This is a genomic window from Streptomyces marispadix (assembly GCF_022524345.1).
In the GTDB taxonomy this organism is placed as follows: Bacteria; Actinomycetota; Actinomycetes; order Streptomycetales; family Streptomycetaceae; genus Streptomyces; species Streptomyces marispadix.
On record NZ_JAKWJU010000002.1, the window covers coordinates 1,663,109 to 1,677,586 of the forward strand.

10 protein-coding genes and 1 pseudogene are annotated in these 14,478 nt (G+C 70.7%); 2 read left to right on the forward strand and 9 right to left on the reverse strand.

Annotated elements, in window-relative coordinates; genetic code table 11:
- Positions 1–18 precede the first annotated feature (18 nt).
- A complete protein-coding gene (gene leuA / locus MMA15_RS07160; RefSeq protein ID WP_241058256.1) occupies positions 19–1,785 on the reverse strand; it encodes a 2-isopropylmalate synthase in 1,767 nt (588 codons plus the stop codon).
- Positions 1,786–2,219: 434 nt separating this feature from the next.
- On the opposite strand from leuA, the gene MMA15_RS07165 reads away from it, so the two are divergent.
- Together MMA15_RS07165 and MMA15_RS07170 are read left to right on the forward strand one after the other, a co-directional pair.
- Positions 2,220–3,287 carry a M4 family metallopeptidase gene (locus MMA15_RS07165; RefSeq protein ID WP_241058257.1) on the forward strand — a complete coding sequence of 356 codons (1,068 nt, stop codon included), beginning with the start codon at positions 2,220–2,222 and terminating at the stop codon, positions 3,285–3,287.
- A 255-nt stretch (positions 3,288–3,542) separates the two neighbouring features.
- Positions 3,543–3,809 (forward strand): protealysin inhibitor emfourin, encoded by a 267-nt coding sequence (locus MMA15_RS07170; RefSeq protein ID WP_241058258.1) that lies wholly within the window; start codon positions 3,543–3,545, stop codon positions 3,807–3,809.
- Between the two features lie 19 nt (positions 3,810–3,828).
- Here the strand turns inward: MMA15_RS07170 and era are convergent, their stop codons facing one another.
- From era to MMA15_RS07210, 8 genes and pseudogenes are all read right to left on the reverse strand, one after another.
- On the reverse strand, positions 3,829–4,797 hold the full coding sequence (gene era, locus MMA15_RS07175; RefSeq protein ID WP_241058259.1) for a GTPase Era: 969 nt from the start codon (positions 4,795–4,797) through the stop codon (positions 3,829–3,831).
- An 83-nt stretch (positions 4,798–4,880) separates the two neighbouring features.
- A complete protein-coding gene (locus tag MMA15_RS07180; protein WP_372498200.1) occupies positions 4,881–5,252 on the reverse strand; it encodes a cytidine deaminase-like protein in 372 nt (123 codons plus the stop codon).
- Between the two features lie 175 nt (positions 5,253–5,427).
- A complete protein-coding gene (locus tag MMA15_RS07185; protein WP_241058261.1) occupies positions 5,428–6,765 on the reverse strand; it encodes a hemolysin family protein in 1,338 nt (445 codons plus the stop codon).
- Positions 6,762–7,262, reverse strand: coding sequence for an rRNA maturation RNase YbeY (gene ybeY / locus MMA15_RS07190; protein WP_241058267.1), 501 nt, complete (start codon positions 7,260–7,262; stop codon positions 6,762–6,764). Before ybeY ends, MMA15_RS07185 begins: the two co-directional genes overlap by 4 nt.
- Before the next feature lie 12 nt (positions 7,263–7,274).
- Positions 7,275–9,545, reverse strand: a complete 2,271-nt coding sequence (locus MMA15_RS07195) for a PhoH family protein (RefSeq protein WP_241058268.1) — start codon at positions 9,543–9,545, stop codon at positions 7,275–7,277.
- 159 nt (positions 9,546–9,704) lie between these two features.
- Entirely contained in the window at positions 9,705–11,060 is a 1,356-nt protein-coding gene (locus MMA15_RS07200; protein ID WP_241063058.1) for a PfkB family carbohydrate kinase, read from the reverse strand.
- 388 nt (positions 11,061–11,448) lie between these two features.
- Positions 11,449–12,742: pseudogene (locus MMA15_RS07205) on the reverse strand (glucarate dehydratase family protein).
- Between the two features lie 251 nt (positions 12,743–12,993).
- On the reverse strand, positions 12,994–14,250 hold the full coding sequence (locus MMA15_RS07210; RefSeq protein WP_241058269.1) for a cation:proton antiporter: 1,257 nt from the start codon (positions 14,248–14,250) through the stop codon (positions 12,994–12,996).
- Positions 14,251–14,478 lie beyond the last annotated feature (228 nt).

Genomic DNA, 14,478 nt, shown 5'->3' on the forward strand with positions numbered 1-14,478 from the left:
CGCGGAGCGCGAACAGCCTCAGCGCGCGGCGCGGTTGACCGCCGAGACCACCGCCTTGATGGACGCGCGGACGATGTTGGCGTCGATGCCGACGCCCCACAGCACCTTGTCCTCGACGGCGCACTCGATGTACGCGGCGGCCTGTGCGCCCGCGCCCTCGCTCATCGTGTGCTCGACGTAGTCCAGCAGCCGCACGTCGACGTCGACGGTCTGGAGGGCGTCGAAGAACGCGGCCAGCGGTCCGTTGCCGCTGCCCGCGAGCACGGTCTCCTCGCCGTCGACGGTGGCCTCCACGGTGACGGCGTCCTGCCCGTCGACGGTGGTCGTGGTCTGCCCGGTGCGCAGTGCGATGCGGCCCCAGGCGTTACCCGGCGTGGGCAGGTACTCGTTCTGGAAGATCTCCCAGATGTCGGCCGGGGTGACCTCGCCGCCCTCGCTGTCCGTGCGCTCCTGGATGATCTTCGAGAACTCGATCTGCATACGGCGCGGCAGGTCCAGGCTGTGCCCGTCCTTCAGCACGTAGGCGATACCGCCCTTGCCGGACTGGGAGTTGACGCGGATGACGGCTTCGTAGGAACGCCCCACGTCCTTGGGGTCGATGGGCAGATACGGCACGGCCCACTCCAGGTCGCCGACGCTCTTGCCCTCGCGCTCGGCACGTACCTCCATCGCCTCGAAGCCCTTCTTGATGGCGTCCTGGTGGGAGCCGGAGAAGGAGGTGTAGACGAGGTCGCCGACGTAGGGGTGCCGGGAGTGGACGTCCATCTGGTTGCAGTACTCGGCGGTGCGCTTGACCTCGTCGATCTGCGAGAAGTCGATCTGCGGGTCGACGCCCTGGCTGAAGAGGTTCATGCCCAGGGTCACCAGGTCGACGTTGCCGGTGCGCTCGCCCTGGCCGAAGAGGCAGCCCTCGATGCGGTCCGCGCCCGCCATGATCGCCAGTTCGGCGGCGGCGACGGCGGTGCCGCGGTCGTTGTGCGGGTGCACCGACAGACATACGTGTTCGCGCCGCGACAGGTGGCGGGACATCCACTCGAAGCGGTCGGCGTGCGTGGAGGGCGTCGAACGCTCCACCGTGGCGGGCAGGTTGAGGATGATCTCGCGGCCGTCGCCGGGCTGCCACACGTCCATGACGGACTCGCAGACCTCCAGGGCGAAGTCCAGCTCGGTGTCGGTGAAGATCTCCGGGCTGTACTGGTAGCCGAAGGACGTGCGGTCGTCGAGCAGCTTCTCCGCGTACTCCGTGACCAGCCGGGTGCCGTCGACCGCGATCTGCCGCACCTGCTCGCGGGTGCCTCGGAAGACGACCTCACGGAAGACGGGCGCGGTGGCGTTGTAGAGGTGGACGGTCGCGTTGCGGGCGCCCTTCAGGGACTCGACGGTGCGCTCGATCAGCTCCTCGCGGGCCTGGGTGAGCACGGAGATCGTCACATCGTCGGGGATCGCGTCCTCTTCGATGATGGAACGTACGAAGTCGAAGTCGGTCTGGCCGGAGGCGGGGAAGCCGACCTCGATCTCCTTGTAGCCCATGGAGACCAGCAGGTCGAACATCGCGCGCTTGCGGGCCGGCGACATGGGGTCGATCAGCGCCTGGTTGCCGTCGCGCAGGTCGGTGGACAGCCAGCGGGGCGCCTTGGTGATGCGGTTGTCGGGCCAGGTGCGGTCGGGGATGTCGACGGCCTCGTACGGGCGGTACTTGTGTACGGGCATTCCGGAGGGCTTCTGCCGTACCGTCGCGGCCGTGATGGGCGTGGGTGCGCCGACGGAGGCGGAGGAGGAAGTCATGTGCTGGGGCTCCTGATCGCGGAGGGCTCCGCGTGGTGGGCTTCGAGGGCCGACGGTGGCAGCACCGGTCTCCGCGGGGAGGGGGTCGGCCTTACGACTACAGACCCTCGCCGCGGCAGCTAAGAAGAAGCAGCCCGAAACGCATGATTCGCGAGTCTAACCGAGACCGCGGACAGCGCCGCATCCGTATCACCATGCGGGACTGTGCATTCGTTCACACCGGGGGCATGTACGGGGCGTAGCGCCGGTTCGTCACGCCGAGTCACGTAACGGGGGCGGCAGTTGGGGAACTGTGTGCGCTTCTGCACCTGTTGGTGCATGTTTCCCGTCAACGCTCGCGGGAATCCCAGCAGCAGGGAGTTACATGTCGATGACCGTGTGCCACGGTCCACAGATCGGGTGGACACGCAGCGCACACGAAGAGAGGACACAGTGTGAACAGGGCTTTCTGCACAATCGTGCCGCCCCATCTCCTCGACCACCTCTCGCGTTCCGGGAATCCCTCGCTGTACGAACCGGCACGCCGCACCCTGGAGCACGACGCCCTTCAGCGCACCCGGCGCCGCATCACCACCGTCCGCATGGCACGGGTGACGGGTGCGCGCACAACAGCGGAGGACGACGCGGAGAAGAAGCCCCGGCGCACGATCAGCGACGCCGGGCACACCGAGCAACTGCCCGGCGAGAAGGTGCGTTCCGAGGGCGAGAAGGCCGTGGAGGACGCCAGCGTGAACCGTGCTTACACGGGTCTCGGCGCGACCTTCGAGCTGTACCTCAAGGCGTTCTCCCGCTACTCGATCGACGACGCGGGCATGCCCATGGAGGCGTCGGTCCACTACGGCCGCGACTACGGCAACGCCTTCTGGGACGGCGAACGGATGGTCTTCGGTGACGGCGACGGCGAGATCTTCCGCGACTTCACGCTGCCCGTCGACGTCATCGGGCACGAGTTGACCCACGGAGTCACCCAGCACACCGCGAACCTCGCCTACTTCGGCCAGACCGGCGCGCTCAACGAGTCCGTCTCCGACGTCTTCGGCTCCCTCATCAAGCAGTACGCCCTCGGCCAGACCGCCGACGCCGCGGACTGGCTGATCGGCGACAGCCTCTTCACCGACGAGGTCGAGGGCAGGGCGCTGCGCTCGATGAAGGCCCCCGGCACGGCCTACGACGACGACGTGCTCGGCAAGGACCCGCAGCCGGCGAAGATGGACGACTACGTGCACACCGGCTCCGACAACGGGGGCGTGCACATCAACTCCGGCATCCCCAACCACGCGTTCTACCGGCTGGCGACCGAACTGGGCGGCCACGCCTGGGAGCACGCCGGGCGGATCTGGTACGACACCCTCACCTCAGGGGACCTCTCGCCGGACGCGGACTTCGCGGCGTTCGCGGGCGCCACGGTGAAGGCGGCGGACGGCCGTTACGGGGAGGACAGCCCCGAGCGGGAGGCAGTGGTCAAGGCGTGGTCCGTGGTCGGGGTGACACCGGATGCCTGACGGATGACGGCTGACAAAAACTGACGGCTGTCATCCGTCATCCGTCATCCGTCATCCGTCATCCGATGATTGGTACCCGACGGCTGATATCTGAGGGGTGACGCACGGGCCGCCCGTGCACGAATTGCTCAGCCGCACGGACGGGTTCGCGCACCGACGAGGCCGCGCACCGACGAGTCGCACATCAACTGGCCGCACACCGACGGGAGTGCACACCCGTGGGACGGGCCGCCGGAATCGAGGGAGGATGAGGGCATGCGCATCACCGTCACCCGCACCGGAGGTTTCGGCGGCCTCACCCGTCGCGCCACGCTGACCACGGACGGCCGTCCCGACGCCGCGTACCTCGACGAACTCGCCCGCAGCGCCCACACGGAGGGCCTGGCAGCACAGCCCTTGGGCGTACCTGACGGCTTCCACTACGAGATCACCTCGGACCAAGGGACCTCGTACTGCGCGGATCCCCGGCTGACCGAGGCCCAGTCGAAGCTCGTCGCCACGGTGCTGAAGGAAGGCGACTGACCGCCGCAGCGGCGGCAGGTCAGAAACCCAGCCTGCGCAACTGCTTGGGGTCGCGCTGCCAGTCCTTGGCGACCTTCACATGCAGATCCAGATACACGGGCGTACCCAGCAGCGCCTCGATGTGGCGGCGCGAGGTCGTGCCGACGTCCTTGAGCCGCTTGCCCTTCGGACCGATGACGATGCCCTTCTGACTGGGCCGCTCCAGAAAGATGTTGGCGTGGATGTCCAGCAGCGGCCGGTCCTCGGGACGGCCCTCGCGCGGCAGCATCTCCTCCACGACGACAGCGATGGAGTGCGGCAGTTCGTCCCGTACGCCCTCCAGCGCGGCCTCACGGATCAGCTCGGCCACCATGACCTGCTCGGGCTCGTCCGTGAGATCGCCGTCCGGATAGAGCGCGGGCCCCTCCGGCAGCATCGGGATCAACAGGTCGGCCAGCAGCGTGACTTGACGGTCCTCGACGGCGGACACCGGCACGATCTCCGCCCACTCGATCCCGCACTCCTTGCCGAGCCGGTCGACCGCGAGAAGCTGCTCCGCGAGCGCCTTGGAGCCGACGAGATCGGACTTGGTGACGACGGCCACCTTCGGCGTGCGCTTGAGACCGGCCAGCTCGCCCGCGATGAAACGGTCGCCGGGACCCACCCTCTCGTCGGCGGGCAGACAGAAGCCGATGACGTCGACCTCCGCCCACGCCGTGCGCACGACGTCGTTGAGCCGCTCCCCCAGCAGCGTCCGCGGCTTGTGCAGACCGGGGGTGTCGACGAGCACGAGCTGCGCGTCCGAACGGTGCACGATGCCGCGCACGGTGTGCCTGGTCGTCTGAGGACGGTTGGAGGTGATCGCGACCTTCGTGCCCACCAGCGCGTTCGTCAGCGTCGACTTGCCCGCGTTGGGGCGGCCGACGAAGCATGCGAATCCGGAGCGGTGCTGCGCCTGCGCGGCGTCGGCCGCGGCGGAGGTCGGGGAAGGTGCATCCATGGCGACCATTGTCCCCGATCGGGTGAGTGCCACCGACCGCCGGCGAAGGCCCGGCGGACACCGGCGACCCGGGCTACGGCCCCGGTTCCGGATCAGGCGGAGGCGACGGTCGCCCGCAGGGCGCCGTCCGGCCCGGCCAGCAGCACCGTGGTCGCCTGCCCCGCCAGGTCGTGCACCGCCGAGAGGTCCTCGGCGGGGATCAGCTCCGACTCCGTGACCACCGCGGCCGCCTCCAGCGACTTCGCCCCGGAGGCGACCGCCATCGCCACCGCCGTACGCAGGGCGCTGAGCTGGAGCGAGGCCAGCTCCACAGAACCGGCCACATAGGTACGGCCCGTCTCGTCCCGCACGGCCGCGCCCTCCGGAACGGTGTTGCGGGCGCGGGCGCTGCGCGCCAGCGTGATGAGCTTGCGGTCCTCGGGGTCCAGTGCCTGGTCACTCTGGTCGCTCATACGCCCGAGCATATGACGCGGCCGGGACGGGTCCCGTCGGGGGCACCGGCAGCCGGGGCCACCGGTTCAGACGGCTCAAGTGGCCGCCGGAGACCGGGACTCCGGAACACCGTGCTCCAGGACTCCGGGACTCCGGGACTCCGGGTGATGGGACTCCGGGAGGCGGGACTACGGCAGACCGGGCCGGTCAGGCGTTGGCAGGCTCGTCCGAGGCGGACTCGTCGGCGTCCTCCGCGGAGCGGACCGGCTCGACCAGCACCGTCACGATCCTGTTCCGCCGCCCCGCAGGGGCCTCCGCCGTCAGGCGCAGCGCCGTCAGCTCCGGGTCCGAGCGGTCCTCGGTGACGTCGACGGTCGCCGTGGCGCCCGCGATCGGCACCCTTCCCAGCGACTTCGCGAGCAGACCGCCGACGGTCTCCACGTCCTCGTCATCGAGCCCGACCAGGTCGTAAAGCTCGCCGAGGTCGCCGATGTCGAGCCGCGCGGTGACCCGGTAGCGGCCCTCGCCCAGCTCCTCTACGGGCGGCAGCTCACGGTCGTACTCGTCGGTGATCTCCCCGACGATCTCCTCCAGGATGTCCTCGATCGTGACGATCCCCGCCGTACCGCCGTACTCGTCGATGACGACCGCGACATGGATGCGGTCCTGCTGCATCTCACGCAGCAGATCGCCGGCGTTCTTGGTGTCGGGCACGAAAGCGGCCGGACGCATCGCCGTCGACACCAGCTCCGTCTCCGCCTCGCGGCTGATGTGCACCCTGCGCGCGAGATCCTTGAGATAGACGATGCCGACGATGTCGTCCTCGCTCTCCCCCACCACGGGGATACGGGAGAAGCCGGAGCGCAGCGCCAGCGTCAGCGCCTGCCTTATCGTCTTGAACCGCTCGATGGTGATCAAGTCCGTGCGCGGGACCATCACTTCACGCACGATCGTGTCGCCGAGCTGGAAGACGGAGTGCACCATCTTCCGCTCGTCGGCCTCGATCAGGGACTCCTGCTCCGCCAGGTCGACCATCGCCCGCAGCTCCGCCTCGCTCGCGAACGGGCCCTTGCGGAAGCCCTTCCCGGGCGTGAGCGCATTGCCGAGGAGGATCAGAAGCTGCGGCACGGGCCCGAGGATGCGCACCAGCGGGACCAGCACATACGAGGCGGCCGTAGCGGTGTTCAGCGGATGCTGGCGCCCGATCGTCCGCGGCGAGACACCGATGGCGACATAGCTGACCAGCACCATCACGCCCATCGCGACGGCCAGCGACTCCCACGTCTCCTCGAAGACCCGCAGCGCCGTGTACGTCACCAGCACGCCGGAGGCCACCTCGCACGCCACCCGCACCAGCAGCGCCAGATTGAGATAGCGCGTCGGATCGGCCGCGACCACCGCGAGCCGCTCGGCTCCGCGCCGGCCCTGCCGTACCGCCTCCTCCGCGCGATAGCTCGTCGTACGGGCCAGACCGGCCTCGGCACAGGCCGCGAGCCAGGCGACGACAAGCAGCAGCACCGCCGCCGCGATCAGCCGGGCCGTCACGATGCGGTGGTGGGGGCGGGAGAAGGCCCCGTCAGGCCGCGCTCGGCACGCCAGCCGTCCAGGATCGCCGTCTGAAGCCCGAACATCTCGGCCTTCTCGGCTGCCTCCTCATGGTCGTAACCCAGCAGATGCAGCACCCCGTGGACGGTCAGGAGCTGAAGCTCCTCGTCCATCGAGTGCTGCGTCGGCGCCTCGGCGCCCTGGCGCTCGGCGACCTCCGGGCAGAGCACGATGTCGCCGAGCAGGCCGTGCGGCGGCTCCTCCTCGTCCCTGACGGGCGGCCGCAGCTCGTCCATCGGGAACGACATCACGTCCGTGGGGCCCGGCAGATCCATCCACTGGAGATGGAGCTGCTCCATCGCGTCGGCGTCGACGACGATGACCGACAGCTCGGCGAGGGGGTGGATGCGCATACGGCTCAGGGCGTAGCGGGCGACGTCGAGAAGCGCCTGCTCGTCGACGGAGCGTCCGGACTCGTTGTTGACGTCGATCGTCATGATGCGCGGGGCTCAGTGCTTTCCGTGACTGTGACCGGAGTCGCCGCGGCCTGGACCGCCGTGGGCGGGGCCGCTGTGGGTGTCGGGGGCGCCGTTGGCGGAGCCGCCGCCGCGGCCCTGGCGGTCGCCCGCCTTGCCGCCGCTGCCGCGTCCGGCCGTCGGGACGTGGGCGGCGGCGTCCGTGCCGTTGCGCACGTCGTAGCGCTCGTAGGCGTCGACGATGCGGCTGACCAGCTTGTGCCGCACCACGTCGGAGCTGTCGAGCATGCTGAAGTGCACGTCGTCCACGCCGTCCAGGATCTCCCGCACCTGCCGCAGTCCGCTCCGGGTGCCGCCCGGCAGGTCGACCTGCGTCACGTCCCCGGTGATCACGATCTTCGAGTCGAACCCGAGCCGGGTGAGGAACATCTTCATCTGCTCGGGGTTCGTGTTCTGCGCCTCGTCCAGGATGATGAACGCGTCATTGAGGGTGTTGTGCGTGAGCAGGTAGTCCTGAGTGACGTAGAGCGAGTCCTCAGCCCCGACCTGGATGCACACCGCCTCCTCACGGCCCGCAGGCTCGATGGTGTCGACGAAGCGCATCGGACGTCCGCCGCCGCCCGCCGCGTGGTACTTCTCCCGCTTGCGGGCGAGACGGAACGGTTCGACGCCCTCGGGAAGGCGGATGTCCAGAACGTGCGCGTCGTACCGGTAGGGGACTCGGCGGTTCCTCACCCGTCCCGGGGCACGGCCTGCCGCCGCCCTGCGCCGGGTGTACGCCACCCCGCCCAGGGACTGGACGAGCGACACGACATCGTCGCGGAGCAGGATCGACGTCGTCGTGTACTGGACCCGGCAGGTGCGGTCGGCCTGGACGACGGGGCCGCCGTCGGAGTCGAGGAGCCCCTGTAGCAGTGCGAGACGGACCTCGGCGGAGTTGTGGAGGAAGACCTCCGGCACGAGCTTCGTGTTCGAGCGGCTGCCCAGAAGGTCGAGCTGCCGCATGACGCCCGTGACCGGGTTCTCCAGTGTCACGACGTCGCCGGGCGCCTTGACCCTGTTCAGGACGTAGTCCGGCCCGCTCTTGTGGCGCACTGCGACACCCGGCAACGCCGCCTCCAGAGCCTCGGCGAGCTCGGGGTCCTCGGTCGAGAAGGACGGCGTGGTGGTCCCGGTGATGCCTCCGTCGCCCAGCAGCAGCCCCAATGCGTAGGGATCCATCGGGACTTCCCTCTCGGGGAAGGCCGCCGGGGCGGTGAGCATCGGCAGCTCGTACCGCCGCGCATGCGCGGCACGGAGACTGCCCGCCATCTCCTTGGTCTCAAGGACCCTCCACGGCCGGTCTCGGCGGCGGTCGGAGGCCGTACGGACAGTCCACAGGTGCTCTCCGCAGCACAAGGTCCATGAACCGTCCTGAGCGGTGACCCGGTAGATGTCCTTCTCGCCCTGCGGGTACACGCCGAGCACCGGGGTGGGCTCTCCGTCCGACCCTGTGACCAGATCGCCCACCTGAAGCTCCCCGATGGGGCGCCAGCCGTCGGGCGTCAGGACCTTCGTGAACACGGGCTGCGCCCTGCCCCGCATATAGGCCAGCGGCGCCACCTCGATCGTCCCGGCCGCCATCAGGCGGGGGATGGAGTCGGGGTCGAGCATGTCGTGCAGGGCGTCGTAGAGCGGGCGCAGATACGGGTCGATCTTCTCGTAGAGCGTGCCGGGCAGGAAGCCGAGGCGCTCGCCGGCCTCCACGGCCGGCCTGGTCAGGATGATCCTGTTGACCTGCTTGGACTGGAGGGCCTGGACGGCCTTGGCCATCGCGAGGTAGGTCTTGCCCGTGCCGGCGGGGCCGATGCCGAAGACGACGGTGTGCTTGTCGATCGCGTCGACGTACCGCTTCTGGTTGAGCGTCTTGGGGCGGATCGTGCGGCCGCGGTTGGAGAGGATGTTCTGCGTGAGCACCTCGGCCGGGGTCTCCGTGGCGGCGCCGGTGCCGTCCTGCTGGTCGCGGAGCATCGAGATGGAGCGCTCGACGGCGTCCTCCGTCATGGGCTGGCCGGTACGCAGGACCAGCATCATCTCGTCGAAGAGGCGCTGGATCAGATCGACCTCGGCGGCCTCGCCGGAGGCGCTGATCTCGTTGCCGCGCACATGGATGTCGGCGGCGGGGAACGCCTGCTCGATCACGCGCAACAGGGAGTCGCCGGAACCCAGCACGGTCACCATCGGGTGCTTGGCCGGAACGGTGAAGCGGGCCGTGGCTTGCGGTGCCTGAGATGAGCCCGCCTGGTTCGTCGTTGTCTGCGTCATGGGCGACCCGGTCGGGCCTTCCTCATCCCTCTCTGTCTCTCCTGGCGGTGGACTTTCAAGAATACGACGCGGCACTGACAAGCCAGAATGCGATTTACGGAACGAGGGCCCGGGGCGGTCTGCGGAACAGGGCGGTGGCGGCGGCGCGTTCGGCAGGCGCTAGGCGGGCCCGGTGCCGCGGCCGAAGCCGAGGGTGGGCAGGGCTCGGCGGCGCGGGCCGGGGCCGGGGCAGCCGGTGAGCACCGCGTCGAGGAAGGCGTAGGTGCGGGCGTAGGGGTTGTCCGGGTGGCAGGGGGCCGATCGGTGTACGCCTGCCGGTGCGGGGTCCGGGACGGCTCCGGGCGTCCTGCGTTCCGCGGGCCGGGGTCGCGTGCCCGGGTCCGCCGTACGTACGCGGCGCCACCACGCTGCGATCTCGGGCCAGCCCGGCGCGGAGAGCGAGCCCCCGAACTCCTGGACGGACAGCGCCGCCGTGAGCCCCGCGAAGGCCAGCCGGTCGGCCAGCGGCCAGCCCGCCAGTGAGCCCATGACGAAGCCGGCGACGAAGACGTCTCCCGCGCCGGTGGTGTCGAGGGCGTCGACGGGGATGCCGGGGACCTCGGCGCTCTCGCCGGTGCGGCCGTCGACGGCGACGGAGCCCTGTGCTCCGAGGGTGACGACGGCGAGCGGCACCTTCTCGGCCAGAGCGTGTGCCGCTGTGCGGGGGCAGTCGGTGCGGGTGTAGCGCATGGCCTCCTCGGCGTTGGGGAGGAACGCCTCGCAGTGCTCCAGGTCGGGCAGGGCGGCGAGGTCCCAGCGGCCGGTGCCGTCCCAGCCGACGTCGGCGAAGACCCGGCTGCCGCGGCGGGCGGCGACGCCGATCCAGTCCTGGCTCTCGCCCGGGGCGAGGGAGGTCACGCAGGCGCGGGCGGGCGGCGGGCAGCCGGGGGCCTCCGGGTCGAGGGGGACGTTGGCCGTGCCGGGGTGGGCCGCGCCGCCGGCGCCCTCCGCGCCGTCCTCGCCGTCCGTGGTGCTCACGCCGTCCGTGGTGCTCACGCTGCCGGTCGGTGTGCCGCCGGGGTGCCGCACGTCTGCGCCGTAGGGGAGCGTGAGCGGCGCCGTCTCGCGGGGCGGGGCCTCGTGGCCGTGGGAGACCATGGTGCGTTCGCCCTCGTAGGCCATGGAGACGGTCACGGGCGAGTGCCAGCCGGGGACGGTGTGGGAGAGGCTGAGGTCGATGCCTTCGCCCTTGTCGAGGGCTTCGCGGCAGTAGTCGCCGTACATGTCGTCGCCGAACGCCGCGGCGAGCGAGGTGCGCAGCCCCAGACGTGCGAGGGCGGTCGCCATGTTGGCGACGCCGCCGGGGGACGAGCCCATTCCGCGCGCCCAGGACTCGGTGCCCCGTACGGGGGCGGAGTCGAGGCCGGTGAAGATGATGTCGAGGAAGACGGTGCCTGCGAGGTAGACGTCGCAGGCCGGGTCTCCGGGGGCGCGGAGGGCGGCGAGCGGGTCGAAGGTGTGGGGGCCGGGCGGCACGGTGGCGTGTGCGCGTGGAGCCGCGGCGGGTCCGGTCCACGGGTCCGGCCCGTAGCTGTGGTCGTGCGCGTGCTCGCTGCCCTCGGGGCGCGGGGTCGGCTCGGCGTCGCCCGTGTCTGACGCGTCCCTCGCGTCCCCTGTGCCCCTCGCGTCTCCCGTGTTCCCCGCGCCCGTGCTCACCCTGGACTCCTCCGACGCCTGTGGCGGCGCAGGCCCCCTACGCCGTTCCGACGGCGCCGGCGGCCTCCGCTGCTGCTGCTGGTGTCTCCGGTGTACCGCGCGGGCCGTGCATCGGGCCAACCGGCGCCGTCCGCTTCACCCTCGACGGTCCCCGGGAGCCGCCGTCGCCGTCGTCCACGTACCGCCTGCGGGGGGCGCGGTCCTCAAGTCACCAGCGCGGGACGCTCGGAGCGACCCACCGCGGGTCGGCCTTGCGCATGGCCGCGGCGTCGTCGCGGTCGCGCATGGTGCCGTCGTCGTCGAGCCAGCGCCGGTGGAGCGCGGCGAGCCTCTCGCGATCGATCTCGACTCCGAGGCCCGGGGCGTCGGAGACCTCCACGCATCCGTCGTGGAAGGTCAGCCGCCGGGTGAGGACGTCCTCGGACTGCCAGGGGTAGTGGCTGTCGCATGCGTAGTCGAGGTTGGCCACTGTCGAGGCGACATGGGTCATCGCGGCGAGCGAGATGCCCAGATGGGTGTTGGAGTGCATGGACAGGCCGATGCCGAACGTACGGCACAGAGCGGCCAGTTCGCGGGTACGGAGCAGACCGCCCCAGTAGTGGTGGTCGCTGAGCACGACCTGGACGGCGCCGGTCGCGAACGCCTCGGGGACCTCGGGGAAGGTCGTCACGCACATGTTGGTGGCCAGCGGGACCCCCGCCTCGGCGGCGACCTCGGCCATCCCGGGCGTGCCGCTCGTGGGGTCCTCCAGATACTGGAGCACGTCGCGCAGTTCGCGGGCGACGTGCAGCGAAGTCGCCACGGACCAGGCGCCGTTGGGGTCGAGGCGCAGCGGTGCCCCGGGGAAACGCCTCGGCCAGCGCGCGTACGGCGGCGATCTCCTCGGCGGGCTCGTACACGCCGCCCTTGAGCTTGAAGGAGCCGAAGCCGTAGTCGCGTGCGAAGCGGCGGGCCTGTGCCACGACTCCGTCTGGATCGGTGGCCGCGCCCCAGTCGTCGCCTTCGCCGACGCCGCCGGGGTGCTGCTCCCAGCGGTAGAAGAGATACGCGCTGTATTCGACGCGGTCGCGCAGCTTGTGCCCCAGCAGGGCGTGTACGGGCAGTCCGAGGGACTTGCCGAGTGCGTCGAGGCAGGCGACCTCGAACGCGGAGACCACCGACAGCCGTAGCTTGCCGGCGGTCTGGACGCCGCGGAGCCCGCCGACGTCGACGGAGTTGTCCACGCGGGCGGAGTCGACGGCGACGCCGGAGACGAGTGCGTTGAGGCCGTTCAGATCCGTGATCCGGCGTCCCTGGAGTGCGGCGGCCAACGGGCGTGCGATGTCGAGGTACTTGGTATCGCCGTAGGTCTCGCCGAAGCCGCTGGTGCCGTCCGCCGTGACGACCTCGACGATGAGCCTCGGCGCGTAGGGCTGGTGCACGCCCTGGGTGTTGAGCAGGGGCGGATCGGCGACGAGGACGGGGGTGAGGCGTACGTCCGTGATGGTCAGGTCGGCGGTCATGGGCGGCTCCCGTCGCGTCCGTCGGCTCGCTGGCCGCTCGTGGGCTGCTGATGTCCCCGTACGTGGATGACGTCCACGTATGAAAACGGAGGCTATGGAGGTGAACTGCCACCGGTCAATAGCTCGCGCAGGCGGCGCACTTGGAAAGCTCGCGCATACGCGCATACGCGCATAGGCACGCACCGGCACGCACCCGCACGCCCGGACCGCGATGCGCCACCCCCCATACGCGGCGCGCTCCGCACGGGGCGTCAGCGGGATGTGCTGGCGGAGTCCGGCTCGTCGGCGGCGGCCCGTGGAAGCTCCTCGGCGGCGGCGGCCGCCTCCGGCTTCGGCCGTGGCGGGATCTCGGCCGTCCTGCCGCGGCGTAGCCGCCGGGCGACGGGCTCCGCCCAGCGGGCGGTGAGCGGCCCGAGTACGACGAGGATGAGCACGTACGCCGTGGCCAGCGGGCCGATGCGCGGTTCGGCCCCGGCGGCGAGGCCCGCGATGACGATGGAGAACTCGCCGCGCGCCACGAGCGTGCCGCCGGCCCGCCACCGCCCGGGGGCCTTGATGCCCGCGCGGCGTGCGGCGTACCAGCCGGTGGCGACCTTCGTGAGCGCGGTGACGACGGCGAGGACGAGCGCGGGCAGCAGCACGGGCGGGATGTCGGCGGGCTCGGTGGACAGCCCGAAGAAGACGAAGAAGACGGCGGCGAAGAGGTCGCGCAGCGGTGTGAGCAGGCTGTGCGCGCCCTCGGCGACCTCGTCGGAGAGCGCGATCCCGACCAGGAAGGCGCCGACGGCCGCCGAGACCTGGAGCTTCTGCGCGATCCCGGCGACGAGCAGCGTGAGGCCGAGCACCACCAGCAGCAGCATCTCCGCGTTGTCGGACGAGACGACCCGGCTGATGAGACGTCCGTGCCGCAGCGCGAGATAGAGCACCGCGCCGACGGTGCCCAGCGAGATCAGCAGCGTCAGCGAACCGCCCGCGAGGCCCGCACCGGCGAGGATCGCGGTGAGGATCGGCAGATAGACGGCCATCGCCAGGTCCTCGATGACCAGTACGCCGAGGATGACGGGCGTCTCCCGGTTGCCGAGTCGGCCGAGGTCCCCGAGGACCTTGGCGATGACGCCCGACGAGGAGATCCAGGTGACCCCCGCGAGTACGACCGCGGCGACCGGGCCCCAGCCCAGCAGCAGCGCGGCGGCGGCACCGGGCAGCGCGTTGAGTACGAAGTCGACGGCGCCGGAGGGGTATTGGGTCCTGAGGTTGGTGACGAGTTCGGAGGCGCTGTATTCGAGGCCGAGCAGGAGCAGCAGGAGGATGACGCCGATCTCCGCGCCCGTGGCGATGAATTCCTCACTGGCCTGGAGCGGGATCATGCCGCCGTGGCCGAAGGCGAGACCGGCGAGCAGATAGAGGGGGATCGGCGAGAAGCCGATGCGTCCGGCGAATCTTCCGAGAAGGCCCAAGGCCAGGATGATCGCCCCGAGTTCGATGAGCATGGCGGTGGTGTCGTGCACGGGCGTCTGACCTCCGGGTCGGTTCAGCGGCGGCGTCCGGCTCGGCTCCGTATGCGACGGGCGGGCGACGGCGTCTCGTACGGCACGGGCGCAGAGGGCGGGCGCGGAGGACGCCGAAGGCGCGATGGGCGCGAAGGCGGACCGGTGGACCGGCGGTGGGTCGGCTGCATCTTCGGGCCCCCGTCACGTCGGCTTCAGGACCGGCGTACGGGCCGGTCGTTGCGATGG

Excerpts from the sequence above, each read along its gene's own strand:
- MMA15_RS07180 (WP_372498200.1), bottom strand. The coding sequence starts at position 5,252 with ATGCTCGGGCGTATGAGCGACCAGAGTGACCAGGCACTGGACCCCGAG.
- leuA (WP_241058256.1), bottom strand. The coding sequence starts at position 1,785 with ATGACTTCCTCCTCCGCCTCCGTCGGCGCACCCACGCCCATCACGGCC.
- MMA15_RS07170 (WP_241058258.1), top strand. The coding sequence starts at position 3,543 with ATGCGCATCACCGTCACCCGCACCGGAGGTTTCGGCGGCCTCACCCGT.
- ybeY (WP_241058267.1), bottom strand. The coding sequence starts at position 7,262 with ATGACGATCGACGTCAACAACGAGTCCGGACGCTCCGTCGACGAGCAG.
- MMA15_RS07195 (WP_241058268.1), bottom strand. The coding sequence starts at position 9,545 with ATGACGCAGACAACGACGAACCAGGCGGGCTCATCTCAGGCACCGCAA.
- era (WP_241058259.1), bottom strand. The coding sequence starts at position 4,797 with ATGGTCGCCATGGATGCACCTTCCCCGACCTCCGCCGCGGCCGACGCC.